This is a genomic window from Spirosoma radiotolerans, assembly GCF_000974425.1.
Taxonomy (GTDB): domain Bacteria; phylum Bacteroidota; class Bacteroidia; order Cytophagales; family Spirosomataceae; genus Spirosoma; species Spirosoma radiotolerans.
The window spans coordinates 4,367,875-4,385,000 of record NZ_CP010429.1; the positions used below are offsets into that span (position 1 = coordinate 4,367,875).

Consider the following 17,126-nt stretch of genomic DNA (forward strand, 5'->3'; position numbering starts at 1 on the left):
TTTTTTCGAGTGTTTTTGTCATCCCTCCTGCCGCACCGGCGGACTGGTCGGGATGACAAAAACACGGCTGGTTTTTACAACACATCTTGTGTAAAGTAGAAATCCTAAACTGCCATCCTGATTGACTCCGCGCAGCTTCGGGGCGACGAAACCATCTAGTTCAGACACGGCTCCCAAAAATAGCACTGCCAACCCGGACCATCGTACTACCTTCCTCCACAGCAATCCGGTAATCACCACTCATTCCCATCGATAGCTCCTGAAAGTGAATCATGGGCCGCTGAATTTTTCCCAGTTGATCGTACAGCGACTTTAACCCCCGAAACTCCCGGCGAATTTGCGACGCATCCTCTGTGTTGGTGGCCAGACCCATCAACCCCACGATACGCACATGGGGCAGGGCGTCTAACTCAGGTGCCATGAGCAACGCATCAGCTTCTTCGGGCGAGAGGCCAAATTTGGTTTCTTCGTCGGCGATGTAAATCTGAAGAAGGCAGTCAATCACCCGGTTGTATTTGGCGGCCTGCTTGTTCACTTCCTGCAAGAGCTTCAGGCTATCGACCGAATGAATCATCGTTACAAACGACGCTATATACTTCACTTTATTGCTCTGTAAATGCCCAATCAGGTGCCACTCGATATCGGGGGGTAACTGCGGGTATTTATCGGCCATTTCCTGCACTTTATTTTCGCCAAATCGCCGACAACCAGCCTCATATGCTTCGCGAAGCAAATCGACAGGCTTCGTTTTAGTCACAGCAATCAGCTTAGCTTTATTCTGTAATTCACTCTCAATCAGGCGAATTGAATCAGCAATCATACTATCTTACGGGGTTGTCTTATACCAACGGTTTGTTAATATTGTGCAAATATAGGTTTGATAACTGCGTTGGAAGACGTAGTTTTTGGCCATAAATCAGTTAATGGAGACAATAAACAACTCTTTGGCTTAGTTTTGGTAAGGATTTCACCCTTTACTCTTCAGTCTAACCTATGACCCCAATGGAACCCAGACCACAACCTCAGAATAACAGTCGTAGCTACTTATTGGCTGCCTTATTAATTCTGGCTGCTCTTAATGTACTGCTATTGTACTTCTATTACCAGGAGCGGCAGGATAACAAAACCAAAGATGCCACTATTGCTGCAAAGACCGAAGAAGTCCTTATTGCGAAAACAAAACTTGATTCAATTTCAGCACAACTTGACACGAAAATTGCCGAAATCCAACGATTAGGAGGAAGTGTCGATTCCCTCATGAAAGTAAAGGCTCAATTAGAGGTTGATAAGCGTGAATTGAAAAACGTAAGCTCCTTCGATCATAAAAAATACGACCAGAAAATAAGAAACTATCAGACTATTCTGGCTCAGAAAGACCAGGAAATTGCCCGCCTGAAGGAAGAAAACGGCGTATTATCCCAGCAAAACGAATCACTTGTCCAGGAGAACAGCGGCCTCAAAGCTGACAAACAATCGCTAAGTGACTCTGTTGTCTCCGTCACTATCAAAAACCAGGAGTTAGCAGAAAAAGTCACCATCGCTGCCGCCTTACATGCCGAGTCCGTCACCATTAATGGCGTGAATGCAAAAGGAAAAGAAACTGATGGAGGTACGTACAAAGCTAAAAAAACCGATAAAATTCACATATCGATCCAACTGTCTCCCAACGGATTAGCCAAGAAAGATGAGAAGCTGCTTTACGTCCGGGTTGTAGATCCTACGGGTGCCGTTATTTCTGATCTGGCGACGGGCTCTGGTGAGTTTCTGTACAATAACCAGGGCATGATTTACACAGCCATGCAAAAGTTTACGTTTGACAATACTCGGCAACGGCTTGATTTCTTCTACGGCCGCGGTGGTCAACCCTTTAAAGAAGGCAAACACACGGTAGAAGTGTATTGCGAAGGCTTCCGAATCGGTGATGGTGAATTCACAATCAGGTAGGTAGCAACAAGGCATCTTAAAACAAGTAATGGTGCCGATCTCCGGCGGAGATCGGCACTCTCTTTTTAGGGCTCATTAACTATTATTCAGCGATCTAGCTTTGCAACTATCGTTTTATTTCCTACCTTTGCGCCCTCATTTCAAACAAATTACAAAAAAATGTTTCCTAATAACTACGAAACGGTGTTCATTTTAACTCCCGTTTTATCTGATGCTCAGATGAAGGACGCCGTTGACAAGTTTCGCAAAGTGCTGACCGATAACGGTGCGGAACTGGTCCATGAAGACCACATGGGTCTGCGCAAGCTGGCCTATCCAATTCAGCATAAGAACACGGGTTACTACCAACTCTTCGAGTTTAAGGCCCCCGGCACGATCATCGAGAAACTCAACACTGAGTATCTCCGTGACGAGCGCATCATTCGTCACCTGACGGTTTCGCTCGACAAGCACGCTGTTGCCTACAACGACCGTAAGCGCAATGGCTTAGTGGGTAAGAAAAAACAAACCGAAAACGCCGGAGAGGCCAAGTAATCATGAGCTTGCAAAACGAATCCGTCTCGAAAACCGAGAATCGCAAAAAATACGACCGCTTCAAGAAAGCCGGTATCAAATACATCGACTACAAGGACGGCAACTTCCTGCTGAAACTGCTGAACGAGCAAGGTAAAATCCTGCCTCGGCGGTTAACCGGAACAACCCTGAAAAACCAGCGCAAAGTGGCCCAGGCTGTCAAACGCGCTCGTCATCTGGCCATCCTGCCTTACGTGGGCGATTCACTAAAATAGTTTACGGTTTATGATTTACAGTTAGCTGACGCCAGCATACTAGTGCGCCAGCTAACCGTGAACCGAATACTGTAAACCGAAACCTTTTTCAAAAAATGGATATCATTTTAAAAACCGATATTGCCGGCCTGGGCTATAAGAACGACACCGTTGCGGTGAAGCCCGGTTACGGTCGCAATTACCTGATTCCTCAGGGATTTGCCATGATGGCAACCGATTCTAATAAGAAGATCGTTGCTGAAAATATTCGTCAGGCGGCTCACAAAGCCGAAAAAATCAAAACCGAAGCTCAAACCATTGCAGATGGTATCGGTGATATGACGTTGACCATTCCAGCGAAAGCAGGTGACAGCGGCAAGATTTTTGGCCGGGTGACCAACACCCAGGTAGCCGAAGCGCTGCGTGAGAAAGGCTTTGACATCGACCGGAAGAAAATTACGGTTGAAGATGTTAAAGTTCTTGGTACCTACGAAGCTTCGCTTGACCTGCATAAGGATGTGAAGCACAAAGTGAAATTCGAAGTAGTTTCGGCTGAATAGGCTGGGCTATTTTTTGACAAACCGACCTGTCTCGCGGCAGGTCGGTTTTTTGTTATATTTGAGTTAAATAACTGAAATATGGCTGCTCTTGATCTTGAACAACTTTTAGAAGCTCCAAATATAAAAATCCTGATGCAACAGGCTGAAATCGCTTTACGTGACGAAGCCCGGCAACGGCAAGATTTTTATGAGTGGATAAATGAAGATCACAAAGCGGAGTTTATAAACGGGGCGATCATTATGCAATCACCCGCAAAAGAACGACACTGGGTAGCCACTGGTAATTTGTATCGATTATTGAGTACCTACGTAATAAAACAAAAACTGGGCCGGGTAGCTTCTGAAAAAGCCATGATCTCACTCACACGAAATGACTATGAGCCGGATGTCTGCTTCTGGACAACAGATCGTGCGCGTGGATTTGAAGGCGAAATGATGCAATTCCCTGCCCCTGATTTCGTGATTGAAGTTCTTTCAAAAAGCACAGAAAAAATTGACAGAGGGGTCAAATTCAACGATTATGCAGCTCACAATGTCCGGGAATACTGGATTGTAGATCCCCGCAAACAACTTGTTGAGCAGTACTCCTTAGATGACGATGTACAAGCATTTGCACTGGAGCATACACTAAGAATTCAACAAGCGATTGAGTCGAAAACTGTAGCCGGATTTCGTATTCCAGTACAAGCAATATTCGATGAATCAATCAGTAACGAAACGTTGGTTTCATTGCTTATCTCCTAATAATCAGAGTATTGTACTTAGCAATATTTTTCTTCAAACGGACTTAAACGGTCCGTTTTTTTGTTGATAAAGTATGCAGTTTCATACCGAATTTTCGCCCGAATCGCTACCCCACCGCATGGGTCTTAACAGCCGGATCGTTACCATTGGATCGTGCTTTGCCGACGTTATGGGACGTCGGTTGACTGATTACAAATTGCCGGTGCTGATCAATCCATTCGGAACGATCTTCAATCCGGTCTCCATCGCCAAATTAGTAACGATGGCCCTGCGGGGTGTTTCTCCCGATGAGGACAGCTATGTTGAGCGCAATGGCGCATGGTTTCATTATGATTTCCATTCATCGCTTTGGGCCAAAAGCCAGGCTGAACTACGTGATAAGCTGACGGCCTGCCTGACGCACACCGCCGATGCTATTCGCAAGGCTGACTTTCTCTTTATTACGCTCGGCTCTGCCGTTGTCTACCGGCACATTAAAACGGGTAAAGTAGTCGCTAACTGCCATAAAATGCCCGGCTCACTGTTCGAGAAATATCTGTATCAGATCGACCATTTACGCGACGAGCTGGCGCACTTATTAAAAACAGTGCATAAAGCAAACCCGAAACTAAACGTATTGCTGACGGTTAGCCCGGTTCGCCACACCCGCGACACATTACCCCTCAATAGTGTCAGTAAGTCCACATTACGGGTACTGACGCACGAGTTGACCACCTGGAACGATTGGGTGTCTTACTTCCCGGCTTATGAGTTCATGATGGATGATCTCCGCGATTATCGGTTTTACGAAGCCGATATGATTCACCCCAATGCGCAGGCTCACGACTACCTTTTTGCCAAATTTACGGAGTGCGCGTTTGATGTCGAACTTCGTAACTTTATGGCTGAATGGTCACAAATTACGAAGTCGTTAGCGCATCGACCGCTTTATGGAACCGATAGCCCGGCGCATTTTCAGTTTCTGACTAAATTAATGGTACAACTGGAAGCTATCGCTAAACACGCAGACGTGTCAGCGGAACTGGCAGAGGTGCGAAGTCGTTTAAAACAGGGAGAATCGGTTGAACGGCAGGAGGGCGAAAAAGAGTTCGCCTAAGATTACCCTTCCTTCTTCCCTCTTCTTTTTCCCATTTATATGTCTGATTACCGATTATCTACAGAAGCTGTTCTACGGGCATTGAGCACCGTTGAAGAACCCGATTTAAAACGCGACATCGTTTCGCTGAACATGGTGAAAGACGTTGTGCTGGGCATTGGTTCCGTGCGTTTCACCGTTGTGCTGACAACACCAGCCTGTCCGCTCAAGGAAGTTATTCGCAAGCGGTGCGAAGACGCCATTTATACCCACATAGGTGCCGACATTCAGGTTACGATTGACATGACGTCGGACGTAACTTCGACACGCGTGAATGCACCTACATTACCGGGTGTCAAAAACATCATTGCCGTTTCGTCGGGGAAGGGCGGGGTTGGAAAGTCTACAGTAACGGCGAATCTGGCGATTGCGCTGCACAAATCCGGCGCGAAAGTTGGCATCATCGACGCGGACATTTATGGTCCTTCCATGCCAACGATGTTCGGCGCTGAGAACATTCAGCCGCGAATTTTCCAGGTAGATGGTCAAACACGCATGGAGCCTATTCAACAGTTCGGTATCAAAATGTTGTCGATGGGCTTATTGGTTGCGCCAGGCCAGGCTGTAATCTGGCGGGGTACTATGGCAGGCCGCGCTTTGCAACAGTTTTTTTCAGACGCAGACTGGGGCGAATTGGATTATCTGCTCATTGACCTCCCGCCAGGTACCGGTGACATTCACCTAACGCTTGTGCAGACAGTGCCGGTTACGGGCGCTATCATCGTGACAACGCCCCAGAAAGTGGCCTTGGCCGACGCAACGAAAGGGTTGTCTATGTTCCGTCAGCCTCAAATCAACGTACCCGTGCTGGGTGTGATCGAAAACATGTCGTATTTCACCCCGGCCGAATTGCCCGACCACAAGTATTATATATTTGGTAAGGGTGGCGGGCAGCTTTTGGCTGATCAGTTCGATGTACCAATGCTGGGTCAGATTCCGTTGGTGCAGAGCATCCGTGAAGCGGGCGATGAGGGCCGACCAGCAATTAGTGCCGGTGAACCCATTGCGACAGAAGCCTTTCAGGCAACCGCTGAGGCACTTGCTCAGCAAGTAGCGATCCGCAACGCCAGCCTCGACCGTACTGAGCGTGTTCAGGTTGCATAAACGACGCAGAAAGTATAAATTTACCGTAAATCAATCAATCAATGGAGACGGTAGTCAATAACGACCAGCTGATAAGTAAAATAGAACGGGCTCTTGACAGTATGCGGCCCTATCTGGCAGCCGATGGCGGCAATGTGAAAATATTGGAAGTTACAGACGACAAAACTGTTCGACTCGAACTGATGGGCTCCTGTGGTTCCTGTCCTATGTCAGCCATGACCTTCAAAGGTGGTCTGGAAGAAGCGATTCTGAAAGCTGTACCCGAAATTACAAAAGTTGAAGCCGTGAATATCACTCCTGCGTTTTAATAAAACAGGCTCTGTCGCGACGTATATACTCAATTTTAGTTAAGAAACGCATTCGCAACGCCTGTGTTTCTTGCCATCAAAACGCCGAATCAGGCGTTTTTTTGTTTCTTTGCAATTCGTATCATTCCTCAATTCAGTGAAAATAGGCATTTTCTTCGGTGGACCAGCGCGGGAGCGGGAGGTCTCGTTTGCCGGTGGGCGTACTGCCCTGGCTAATTTAGATAAAGGGTTGTTCGAGCCGGTTCTGGTGTTTGTGGATGGACGCGGACGGTTTCGGCTTGTATCTCCTGAATTTCTGCAATCACCATCGCTGCGCGATGCCTTACCACAGGATAACTCTGGCTTTTCAGTATACGATGAGTCACTGGCGCCTGATGCACTTGATGCTACATTACCCGAATTACGCCCGGAACAGTTTCGAAACCATTTCGACATGGCCTTTCTGGCTATGCACGGCCCCGACTGCGAAGACGGTGCCATTCAGGGCCTCTTAGAATGGTACAAGGTGCCTTACACAGGGCCAGGGCTGCTTGGGTCGGCAGTGGGTATTAACAAGATCCTGCAAAACGAGCTGATTGCACTGGCGAATGGCCAACAGAAAAAAACGGCTACCATTAGCCGGGATGCCTACGAACAGGCTGATAAAGCCCAGTTTTTTCAATCTCTAGTCGATCACCTGGGCCTGCCGATTGTTGTCAAAGCTCCTCATCAGGGTTCATCCATTGGTGTCGCTATCGTTCGTGAAGCGGACCTGGCTTTGTTTTGCCGTTCTGTGGAGCAATGTTTCTTCACCATGAGCGTACAACCAGATGGCTGGAGCAGGCTAAGTGAGTGGTCAGCCCTGTCAACTGATGAAAAAAAAGAACTGGCTCAGAAAATGGTCAGTTTAGACTCAGGCATTAGTTTTCCAGTTGTCATTGAGCAAACAGGCGACGTAATCAAACACCCGGCCGATTTCGTTACGAAGCTGGACGCAATTGCCCGGCAGGGCCAGCCAGTGTCGCTAGCTTCGTTGAACGCCGAAGACGAAGTGCTGTTCGAAGAATTTATTACTGGTCAGGAGTTTTCCTGTGGCGTTATTCAGGACGACGACCAGATTGCCATTGCTTTGCCTCCTACGGAGATCTATAATGTAACAAGCTTCGATTTCGAATCGAAGTATAAGCTGAATACAACCAAAAAGCGGATACCCGTAGAGACAAGTCTGGAAAACAATCGTAAGATTCAGTTGGCGGTAGCGGAGGTATTCAGCCGGTTGGGTATCAACGTCTATTCACGGATTGATGGGTTCCTGACTCCTGCTGGAGATGTGCTCCTGCATGATCCAAACACTATTCCAGGCATGTCACCCTCCTCGCTGATCTTCAAACAGATGGCTGAAATTGGGTTGAACTTATCGAATTCGCTTACGTACCTCATTCGCCAGTCGCTACGGGAACGCATTCGGACGGGGAAAGACACGTTCCATTTGAAACACCTGCTGGCATTGCTGGATGCACAACTTGCCGCCCGTAAAGCCAATCCGTTGCCCGAGCGGGTCGTTTCATTTGGCCCTACTGATGAAGAATTCATTGCCGCGAAACAGCAGTATAATGACCTGGCCGCTTCCGGTACAGTGCTGCCCTCGTTAATGTACATCAAGAGCAAACAGGAATCGCATGAGATTCCGGTCAACTTGCTTTTTAAAGATACAATTGCTGAGTTGGAGACAGCCTTAAGTCAGCCGCGTCACCCCTTATTGATTGAGACAGCCGAACGTGCCCGACATATTACCGAACGATACGTATAGTCTTTAAAAAACAGAAAGGCGTGCTAGGGTCTTAATCCCTAGCACGCCTTTCTGTTTTTAGGGTAAATTATAACATAACCGGCTGCCCCGTCCGAACGGATTCATCACAGGCAAAGGCGATTTCAAGACTGCTCACGGCATCCTGCATGTGATCCGTCAGGTCGCGATCTTCCCGAATAGACTCCAGAAAATACCGTTGTTCGCGGTTACAGAGTTCCTGATGATCCGGCTCATCCTGCATATCGATCCAGGTATCGGATTCAACAAATTGATCGTTTGCGTCGAGCGCGGCCCGGTGCACGCGTAAGGATTCAGTTTTGGTATGTGAATCGACGTTATCCGACTTGCCGGCAGCACCGGCGTTTTTAGCGACGATAGACACGCAGCCGTCTGGCCCAATTACATCTTTTACAAAGAAAGCCGTTTCGCTCATCATGGGGCCCCACCCCGCTTCGTACCAGCCCACAGAACCATCTTCAAATCGAATCTGCAACTGGCCATAGTTGTAATTACCAACGGGAATATCATTGGTCAAACGAGCGCCAATGGCATTGACCTGCACTGGTTTCGAGCGGGTCATCTGGCACATGACATCGATATAATGTACACCACAGTCGACAATAGGGCTAAGGCTTTTCATCAGATTCCGGTGAACAGTCCACATAGTGCCGTGACTCTGCTGATTGAGGTTCATACGCATCACCAGAGGTTTGCCTAATCCCTGAGCTACCTCAACGAATTTAGCCCAGGACGGATGATGCCGCAAAATATAGCCGACAACGAGTTTCTTATTTGCTTTCTGAGCCGCTGCCATTACGCGCTTTGCCCCTTCAACGGTGTCCGCAATGGGTTTTTCCATGAATACGTGACACCCCTGCTCGAAGGCCATCAAGGCAAAAGCTTCGTGAGTATCCGGATAGGTCGAGATACACACAGCGTCGGGTTTGGTCTCCGCTAAGGCCGTTGCATAGTCGCTGAATAAGGTGTACCCACCACCCAGGCGTTCATTCAGAACGACTTTACTGTTTCCGGTCGAGACAATACCACAAATTTCGAATCCGTCTGTTGCCTGATACGCTATAGCGTGCGATGCGCCCATGTTACCACAGCCAACAACAAGTACCCGTACGGGTTGAATAATGCTTGACATACTTAATTTGATACAGATATAACAGTAGCCTGAATTCGGTTGAGTACTCGATTCAGGCTACAAACTTAACACATACCTTGAGGACTATGTGCTTACATTTTCTTAGCAGGATACGGATTAATGGGCTCAATGGTTCCGTCGGCCTTGTGTACCAGCTCAGCGACCTTGATATTGCGTAAGTGCGTTTTACCCGATAATTCGGTATCGTGGTAAAAAATATACCATCGGCCCTTAAACTCCACAATTGAGTGGTGGGTTGTCCAGCCTTTCACGGGCGTCATAAAAACTCCCTGGTACGTAAATGGCCCCTCCGGCGAATTACCAATGGCATAGGCTAGATAATGCGTGTCGCCGGTTGAATAAGAGAAGTAATATTTACCATTGTATTTATGCATCCAGCCCCCTTCAAAAAACCGTCGGTCATGATCACCCGTCAGCAGTGGTTTTCCTTCCTTGTCCAGGATTTTCAGGTCTTTCGCAGGAGCGTCGAAGTGCAGCATATCTTTGCTCATTCGCGCTACTTTCGGCGATAAGGCGGGCTCTTTATCGTTGCCCGAATCTGTTTTAGAGCCATTGGCTGCGTACTTACCGGTAGCCCAACGTTGTAACTGACCACCCCAGATCCCCCCGAAATACATGTAGGACTGGCCGTCGGTATCCGTAAAAACAGCCGGATCTATACTGAAGCTACCTTCTATTGGCGTCGGTTCAGCTTTAAAGGGGCCGCTTGGCGATTTACTGGTAGCGACACCCATGCGAAACACATCCTTCTTATCCTTGACGGGAAAGTACAGGTAGTAAGTACCATTTTTATAAGCCGCATCGGGTGCCCATAATTGGCGCCCTGCCCAGGGAATGTCTTTGATATCCAGCCCTACACCATGATCCGTAACGCTCCCATTGATACTATCCATTGATAGAATGTGGTAATCGCGCATAGCAAAGTGGGCACCCTCATCGTCTTCTTTTACACCAGCGTCAATGTCGTGAGAGGGATAGATATAAATTTTGCCGTTAAAAACGTGAGCTGATGGATCGGCCGTATAGATATGGCTCACTAACGGCTTAGAGAGCGCCTGTGTACTGTCTGCTGAATCACTGGCTGAACTGGTTTTTTCGCCGTTTTCCTGTTTGGCCTTATCGCTTTGGCAAGCGCCGAGACCTACCCCCGACACGAGGCATACAAACATAAGATTCCTGAGCCTATTGACATTAATCATATTTATTGGAATGAATTTCTTTCGAATACAGAAACGAAAAGATAAGGCTGGCCTTATTTTACTGAATTGGTAAAATAAGGCCAGATATTTCATTTATCCAATCACCTTCTGATTTTGTCCGCAAGTGAACAGCATATGTCCAGTTACGGACATAAAAAGTGCACAAAATCACAGCTAATCCATTGATATTCAGTGGATAAATACAATTGGCACGTCGTTTGGCTTATTGAGTGTGAACAGTAAACAACTAATTAATACTAAACAACTACTACCATGTTTTCACTAATGAGCAATTTAGCCGTATCTCTTCTTTTGAGTGCCACGACGTTAACAAATCCAACTAATCCTAAAGCATTATCTTTCGATGCCAGCGCCTATGTCACGATTGACAAGCAAATACGGGTAGCCGTTCAAAAGGCTACTGATGTGCCTGTTCTTGTTCTGCTCCGAAGCAAAGACAATGAGATTTTATTCCGGCAAAACATCGGCAAAAAAGAATCGAAATATGCCGTAAAATTAAATGTCGATGAGTTAAGTGATGGTCAGTATACATTAGAAGTGGTCTCGAAAGAAGGCAGTATACGGAAAGAATTAAACCTATCAACCGCTCCCCAAAACGAGGCAAGCCGGGTCATTGCGATGCAGTAAGAAAGGCCTAAAAAAACAGGGGCCAGACTTTCATCTGGCCCCTGTTTTTTTAGGCTACCTGAACGTTCACTTCATAGTAATCGACGCTTGGCGGTCCATCAAAATAGCTACTCATATGCTTAAGTATATCGCTCAGAAATCCGCTGGATTCGGCGGCTTGCCGTTGCGCTTCCGACGCCCATATGGTTACCATGAGCCCTTGATTGGTCGTTGAGTTAGTCAGCATACGACTATTCTTAAATCCATCAAGTTCCTTTAGAGCTGGTCCAACCGTATCCTGAAAATAGTTTATGGCTTCAGTAATACTTTCGGCCTTTAGAGGAAATTGAATCACGCGAGCATACATAGAATAAAGTAGTAAGGTGAGGTTATACCTAATTATTTATCGTTTTATTTAACCAGGTTCTTATTGTAAGCCAGTCCATTAGGAAACGCTTTTAAATTCTTCCTGTTCCACAAATGGCTGACTCCTCAATCGTTTACCCGTTGCTTTATAAATAGCATTGGCGACGGCTCCTCCTGCTGGCGGAAGCGAGGGCTCTCCTAAACCGGTTGGATCTATTTCGTTCTGGACAAAATGGACATCAATTTCGGGAATCTCATTAAGTCGGATCAGTCGGTATTCATTAAAGTTTTTTTGCTCAGGCACGCCGTCTTTAAATGTAATATTGCCATACATGGCATGCCCAATACCATCGACGATGCAACCCCTCACTTGCTGCTGCGATCCGCTTTGGTTAATAATGACGCCACAATCGGCGGCTGAATATACTTTCTGCAGGACTGGTTTTCCCTTCACAACAGCTACTTCGCCTACCTGAGCTACGTAAGAACGGTGGGAAAAGTAAACGCTAAAGCCTTGCGCTACGGGCTTCCCGTTGGCATCTTTCTTTTTACCCCAACCTGATTTTTCAACAGCCAGATTAATAACGCCCTTCATGCGATCAATGTCGTACTTAATGGCTCCCGCCGGCTTTTGCTTTGCCTTATCCAGTAGCTCTAATCTAAACTGAACGGGATCTTTACCTGCCGCCTGAGCCACTTCGTCCATAAACGACTGTTCCGCGAAAGCCAGGAAGTTCGTGATGGGTGCCCGCCAAGGGCCGGTTGTAATCGGCGATTTATGGTCTACACTATCGATCAGCAAATTATCGACAGCCCCCGCCGGAAAGTTATCTTCTCTTGTTGAATTACCCGCGTTGATACTAGCGCCCCTAAGTTTATACCCAACCATATTGCCCTGGGCATCCAAAGCAGCTTCGAACCGGTAGCGAACAGCCGGACGATAGCTTCCGCCAGTCATGTCATCTTCACGGCTCCAGATCACTTTCACTGGCGCATTCACCAACTTAGACACTTGGACGGCTTCAACAACATAATCGGCTTTTAACCGACGGCCAAATCCGCCACCCATGCGGGTAAGCTGAACAGATACTTTATCAGGAGTAATCCCAAGTAATTTGGCCGTTTCGTTGCGAGCCAGTTCGGGAGTCTGGGTAGGTCCGACTAATTCGGCCCCATCTGGTCTGACATGGGCGAAAAAGTTCATTGGTTCCAGTGGGTTATGCGGCAGGAAAGGGCATTGGTACTCCGCCTTGACTACCTTAGCGGCATTTTTGAATGCCGCATCAACGTCACCATCTTTCCGGCGCACCGTTGCGCCTGAACCATCCAGTAATTCTTTAAATATCCGATTGTGATCGGCCGTGCTTTCTAAAGCATCTGCTTTCTCCCATTCGATTTTAAGCGCATCTTTGGCTTTTTTCACTTGCCAGGTCGACTTCCCAACTACAGCTACGCTATTTTCAAACGTTACCACATTGACAATGCCTGACATAGCTTTTGCCGCGTCAGCGTTCAGCGACTTCAACTTATAGCCAAATGCTGGACGCTGAATCATAGCGAATAACATTCCCTCGCGATAAAAATCAAGGCCAAACAACGGCTTTCCGGTGATAATCTTAGGATTATCGACGTTCTTTATTGAACTCCCAATAAGTTTGAAGTCTTTAACAGCCTTCAACTTCACGTTATTCGGGACAGACAGTTGAGACGCTTCAGTGGCTAGTTCTCCATAACTCAGTTTCCGGCCACTCGATGAATGAAGCACAAACCCAGTACTGGTTGTGCACTCCGCTGTGGGAACGTTCCACCGCTTTGCTCCTGCTTCCACTAACATTTGGCGGGCCGTAGCCCCTGCTTTGCGTAAGCGCTCCCAAGAATGGGGAATAGAGCCACTCCCACCAGCAACCTGACGTTCAAATTTTTTCGTGTCAAGTGGCGCTTGCTCAACGACAACCTTCGTCCAATCGGCATCTAGCTCTTCGGCTACAATGATTGGAAAAGCGGTTTTTATACCTTGCCCTACTTCAGGGTTTGGGGATAGTATGGTAACGACTCCCTGCGGGCTAATAGACAGATAGCTATTAAAATCAACAGCTGCAGGGGCAAAATGGGTTGCGGATGTGGCTGAAGCTTCAGAGTCGGCCCAGTTAAACCCTAGTACAAGTCCTCCACCAGCCGTTGCCACGATCTTCAGAAAGTTTCTCCGGCTCGAATTCGCTAATATTTGCATCGCTATCTCGTTTTTGAGGATTTAGTTGCTCCCGCTGGAGTAGTTGACATAGAGGCTAGTTTTACGGCTTCCCGAATGCGGTGGTACGTGCCGCAACGGCAAAGGTTACCAGTCATCGTATCATCGATTTCGGATTGTGACGGTCTAGGATTACGCTTCAGTAGCGCAGCCGCCGTCATAATCTGACCAGCCTGGCAGTAGCCACACTGGGGCACATCCATTTTATCCCATGCCTGTTGAACGGGATGGTTTCCTGTAGCCGATAAGCCTTCGATTGTCGTTACTTTGGATTTACCTACTGCCGAAACGGGTAGTACGCAGGCACGGGTTGCCTCCCCGTTCAGATGTATGGTACAAGCGCCACATTGGGCGATGCCACAACCATATTTCGTGCCAACCAGCCCGAAATTATCGCGGAGCACCCACAACAAAGGGGTATCAGGTTCAACATCGGCCTGGTAACTACGCCCATTGATTTGAAGTTTATAAATAGCCATCTATAAAGCAGGAAGAGATGAAAGATCTAATATACTAAAAGTCGATCTAACAATTAATCTACCAATCAAAACCTTATCGAACGCAAAAAGCCTGTCCTTTTGGGACAGGCTTTCGCTTGGTTTCAATAGGTGGCATCTTCCTACTCTCCCGCTTGTGACAGCAGTACCATCGGCAGTACGGGGCTTAACGACTCTGTTCGAAATGGAAGAGGTGAACACCCGCCTAAACTACACCAACCTAATTGACTCTTTCGACTGCTACCAGTCAATATCGTATGTCTTTTTTCCTACAGAGAGAGACTTGGATGCAAGGCCCAAGAGAATACCGTCCATCAACTTCCGAATACAGCCAAAACCTAAACACGCGTCCGGGGCCATTAGTACGGCTCAGCTAAAAGGCTCTCACCCCTGACACCTGCCGCCTATCCACGTCGTCGTCTCCAACACCCCTTTATACCGGAACACTCATCTTCAGGCCAGTTTCGCACTTAGATGCTTTCAGCGCTTATCTGATCCCCACGTAGCTACTCAGCCATACCACCGGCATGATAACTGATCCGCCAGCGGTGAGTCCATCCCGGTCCTCTCGTACTAAGGACAGATCCCGTCAGTATTCCCACGCCCACCACAGATAGGGACCGAACTGTCTCACGACGTTCTGAACCCAGCTCGCGTGCCACTTTAATCGGCGAACAGCCGAACCCTTGGAACCTTCTCCAGCCCCAGGATGTGACGAGCCGACATCGAGGTGCCAAACCTCCCCGTCGATGTGAGCTCTTGGGGGAGATCAGCCTGTTATCCCCGGCGTACCTTTTATCCTTTGAGCGATGGCCCTTCCATGCGGAACCACCGGATCACTATACCCGACTTTCGTCCCAGATCGGCTTGTGGGCCTCACTGTCAAGCTGGCTTCTGCTATTGCACTCCCCTACCGATTACCGTCCGGTATGAGCCAACCTTGGGAAACCTCCGTTACCCTTTCGGAGGTGACCACCCCAGTCAAACTACCCACCAAACAACGTCCCCCATCACAGGGTTAGAACGCCAGTAAGCCAAGGGCGGTATTTCAAGGTTGGATCCAGGATGCCTGGCGACACCCCTTCAACTCCTCCCGCCTATCCTACACATGACTGACCGGCATTCAATGTTAAGCTGTAGTAAAGGTGCACGGGGTCTTTCCGTCCCGTGGCGGGTAAGCGGCATCTTCACCGCTACTACAATTTCACCGAACTCATGGTTGAGACAGTGCCCAGATCGTTACACCATTCGTGCAGGTCGGAACTTACCCGACAAGGAATTTCGCTACCTTAGGACCGTTATAGTTACGGCCGCCGTTTACTGGGGCTTCAGTTCAAACCTTCGCCTTGCGACTAAGCTCCCCCCTTAACCTTCCAGCACCGGGCAGGTGTCAGACCCTATGCGTCAACTTTCATTTTGGCAGAGTCCTGTGTTTTTGGTAAACAGTCGCCTGGGCGTCTTCTCTGCAGCCTCCCATCGCTGAGTAGGCCCCCCTTATCCCGAAGTTACAGGGTAATTTTGCCGAGTTCCTTAACCATGATTCTTTCGCGCACCTTAGAATATTCTTCCCAGCTACCTGTGTCGGTTTACGGTACGGGTATCCACACGCTTAACGATCAGCCACTTTTCTTGGAAGCCCCTTCAAGTCTTCGACTCAGCCGAAGCCTCATCTCAACGCCCTATTCCGTCAGGACGTAAACTCTCCGGCACTCCGTCATGGCCTCTCCTGCGTGGATAGTGTGGGAATATTAACCCACTCCCCCTCAAAGCCCGGCCTTCGCCTGCTCCTTAGACCCCGACTAACCCTCCGATGACTGCCATCGCGGAGGAAACCTTAGCTTTTCGGTGTGAGGAGTTCTCATCCTCATTCTCGTTACTTATGCCTACATTTGCTTTTCCATGCGGTCCACCATCGCTCACGCGACAACTTCGCCCCCCATGGAATGCTCTCCTACCACAATACGCTCCTGCGTATGTCCATATCTTCGGTGATGTGCTTGATGCCCGTTTATTATCGACGCCCGCCCCGCTCGACCAGTGAGCTGTTACGCACTCTTTAAAGGAATAGCTGCTTCCAAGCTAACCTCCTGGCTGTCTCAGCAGCCGGACCGCCTTTGTTCAACTTAGCACACACTTGGGGACCTTAGATGATGGTCTGGGTTGTTCCCCTCTCGGAGCAGGACCTTAGCACCCTGCCCCTCACTGCCACGCACCTCTCTGCGCATTCGGAGTTCATCAGAAGTTGGTAGGATGTGACTCCCCCGCATCCTGTTGGTCGCTCTACCTCACAGACAGTAACACGTAACGCTGTTCCTAAAAACATTTCGGAGAGTACGAGCTATTTCTCAGTTTGATTGGCCTTTCACCCCTATCCCCAGCTCATCCGGAAGCTTTTCAACGCTTATCGGTTCGGCCCTCCACGGTGTGTTACCACCCCTTCAGCCTGGCCAGGGATAGATCACCAAGTTTCGCGTCAACCCCCACTGACTAAGCGCCCTGTTCAGACTCGCTTTCGCTTCGGATCCGTACGTCCACGTACTTAACCTCGCCAGTGACGGTTACTCGTAGGCTCATTATGCAAAAGGCACGCTGTCACTGGACACTGCCAGCTCCAACCGCTTGTAAGCGCCTGGTTTCAGGTTCTATTTCACCCGGGTACTCCCCGTA

At 48.4% G+C, this 17,126-nt stretch carries 16 protein-coding genes and 2 rRNA genes (1 of these 18 running past the window's edge); 10 read left to right on the forward strand and 8 right to left on the reverse strand.

Features of this window, described 5'->3' with window-relative positions:
• Positions 1-160: 160 nt before the first annotated feature.
• Complete coding sequence (locus tag SD10_RS17770) at positions 161-820, reverse strand: YggS family pyridoxal phosphate-dependent enzyme (RefSeq protein ID WP_046575570.1); 660 nt, start codon at positions 818-820, stop codon at positions 161-163.
• Positions 821-1,002: 182 nt separating this feature from the next.
• Between SD10_RS17770 and SD10_RS17775 the strand changes: the two genes are divergently transcribed.
• The 9 genes from SD10_RS17775 (at position 1,003) to SD10_RS17815 (ending at position 8,351) form a co-directional block, all read left to right on the forward strand.
• Positions 1,003-1,944 carry a hypothetical protein gene (locus tag SD10_RS17775; protein ID WP_046575572.1) on the forward strand — a complete coding sequence of 314 codons (942 nt, stop codon included), beginning with the start codon at positions 1,003-1,005 and terminating at the stop codon, positions 1,942-1,944.
• Positions 1,945-2,103: 159 nt separating this feature from the next.
• Positions 2,104-2,478, forward strand: coding sequence for a 30S ribosomal protein S6 (rpsF, locus tag SD10_RS17780; protein ID WP_046575574.1), 375 nt, complete (start codon positions 2,104-2,106; stop codon positions 2,476-2,478).
• 2 nt (positions 2,479-2,480) lie between these two features.
• Entirely contained in the window at positions 2,481-2,732 is a 252-nt protein-coding gene (rpsR, locus tag SD10_RS17785; RefSeq protein ID WP_018620831.1) for a 30S ribosomal protein S18, read from the forward strand.
• 95 nt (positions 2,733-2,827) lie between these two features.
• A complete protein-coding gene (rplI, locus tag SD10_RS17790; RefSeq protein ID WP_046575577.1) occupies positions 2,828-3,271 on the forward strand; it encodes a 50S ribosomal protein L9 in 444 nt (147 codons plus the stop codon).
• A gap of 78 nt (positions 3,272-3,349) precedes the next feature.
• A complete protein-coding gene (locus tag SD10_RS17795) occupies positions 3,350-4,015 on the forward strand; it encodes a Uma2 family endonuclease (protein WP_046575578.1) in 666 nt (221 codons plus the stop codon).
• 73 nt (positions 4,016-4,088) lie between these two features.
• Entirely contained in the window at positions 4,089-5,111 is a 1,023-nt protein-coding gene (locus SD10_RS17800) for a GSCFA domain-containing protein (RefSeq protein WP_046575580.1), read from the forward strand.
• Positions 5,112-5,150: 39 nt separating this feature from the next.
• Positions 5,151-6,254: an Mrp/NBP35 family ATP-binding protein gene (locus tag SD10_RS17805; RefSeq protein WP_046575582.1), complete on the forward strand. Its 1,104-nt coding sequence runs from the start codon at positions 5,151-5,153 to the stop codon at positions 6,252-6,254.
• A gap of 41 nt (positions 6,255-6,295) precedes the next feature.
• Positions 6,296-6,562 (forward strand): NifU family protein, encoded by a 267-nt coding sequence (locus SD10_RS17810; RefSeq protein ID WP_046575584.1) that lies wholly within the window; start codon positions 6,296-6,298, stop codon positions 6,560-6,562.
• 136 nt (positions 6,563-6,698) lie between these two features.
• Entirely contained in the window at positions 6,699-8,351 is a 1,653-nt protein-coding gene (locus SD10_RS17815; protein WP_046579722.1) for a D-alanine--D-alanine ligase family protein, read from the forward strand.
• Positions 8,352-8,418: 67 nt separating this feature from the next.
• Here SD10_RS17815 and SD10_RS17820 read toward each other — a convergent pair whose 3' ends face one another.
• Entirely contained in the window at positions 8,419-9,501 is a 1,083-nt protein-coding gene (locus SD10_RS17820; RefSeq protein WP_082111632.1) for a Gfo/Idh/MocA family protein, read from the reverse strand.
• A 92-nt stretch (positions 9,502-9,593) separates the two neighbouring features.
• The gene (locus tag SD10_RS17825; protein ID WP_046575586.1) at positions 9,594-10,691 is read right to left on the reverse strand and encodes a glycoside hydrolase family 43 protein; all 1,098 of its coding nucleotides are present in this window, start codon (positions 10,689-10,691) and stop codon (positions 9,594-9,596) included.
• Between the two features lie 303 nt (positions 10,692-10,994).
• Here SD10_RS17825 and SD10_RS17830 point away from each other — a divergent pair, with 303 nt between their 5' ends.
• Complete coding sequence (locus SD10_RS17830; protein ID WP_227699004.1) at positions 10,995-11,369, forward strand: hypothetical protein; 375 nt, start codon at positions 10,995-10,997, stop codon at positions 11,367-11,369.
• 49 nt (positions 11,370-11,418) lie between these two features.
• Here SD10_RS17830 and SD10_RS17835 read toward each other — a convergent pair whose 3' ends face one another.
• The 5 genes from SD10_RS17835 to SD10_RS17855 form a co-directional block, all read right to left on the reverse strand.
• Positions 11,419-11,715 (reverse strand): antibiotic biosynthesis monooxygenase family protein, encoded by a 297-nt coding sequence (locus tag SD10_RS17835; protein WP_046575590.1) that lies wholly within the window; start codon positions 11,713-11,715, stop codon positions 11,419-11,421.
• Positions 11,716-11,793: 78 nt separating this feature from the next.
• Positions 11,794-13,944 (reverse strand): xanthine dehydrogenase family protein molybdopterin-binding subunit, encoded by a 2,151-nt coding sequence (locus tag SD10_RS17840; RefSeq protein ID WP_046575592.1) that lies wholly within the window; start codon positions 13,942-13,944, stop codon positions 11,794-11,796.
• Positions 13,945-13,946: 2 nt separating this feature from the next.
• Positions 13,947-14,441: a (2Fe-2S)-binding protein gene (locus SD10_RS17845; protein WP_046575593.1), complete on the reverse strand. Its 495-nt coding sequence runs from the start codon at positions 14,439-14,441 to the stop codon at positions 13,947-13,949.
• A gap of 127 nt (positions 14,442-14,568) precedes the next feature.
• Positions 14,569-14,679, reverse strand: a 5S ribosomal RNA gene (gene rrf, locus SD10_RS17850).
• 118 nt (positions 14,680-14,797) lie between these two features.
• Positions 14,798-17,126, reverse strand: a 23S ribosomal RNA gene (locus tag SD10_RS17855); it runs 503 nt beyond the window's last position.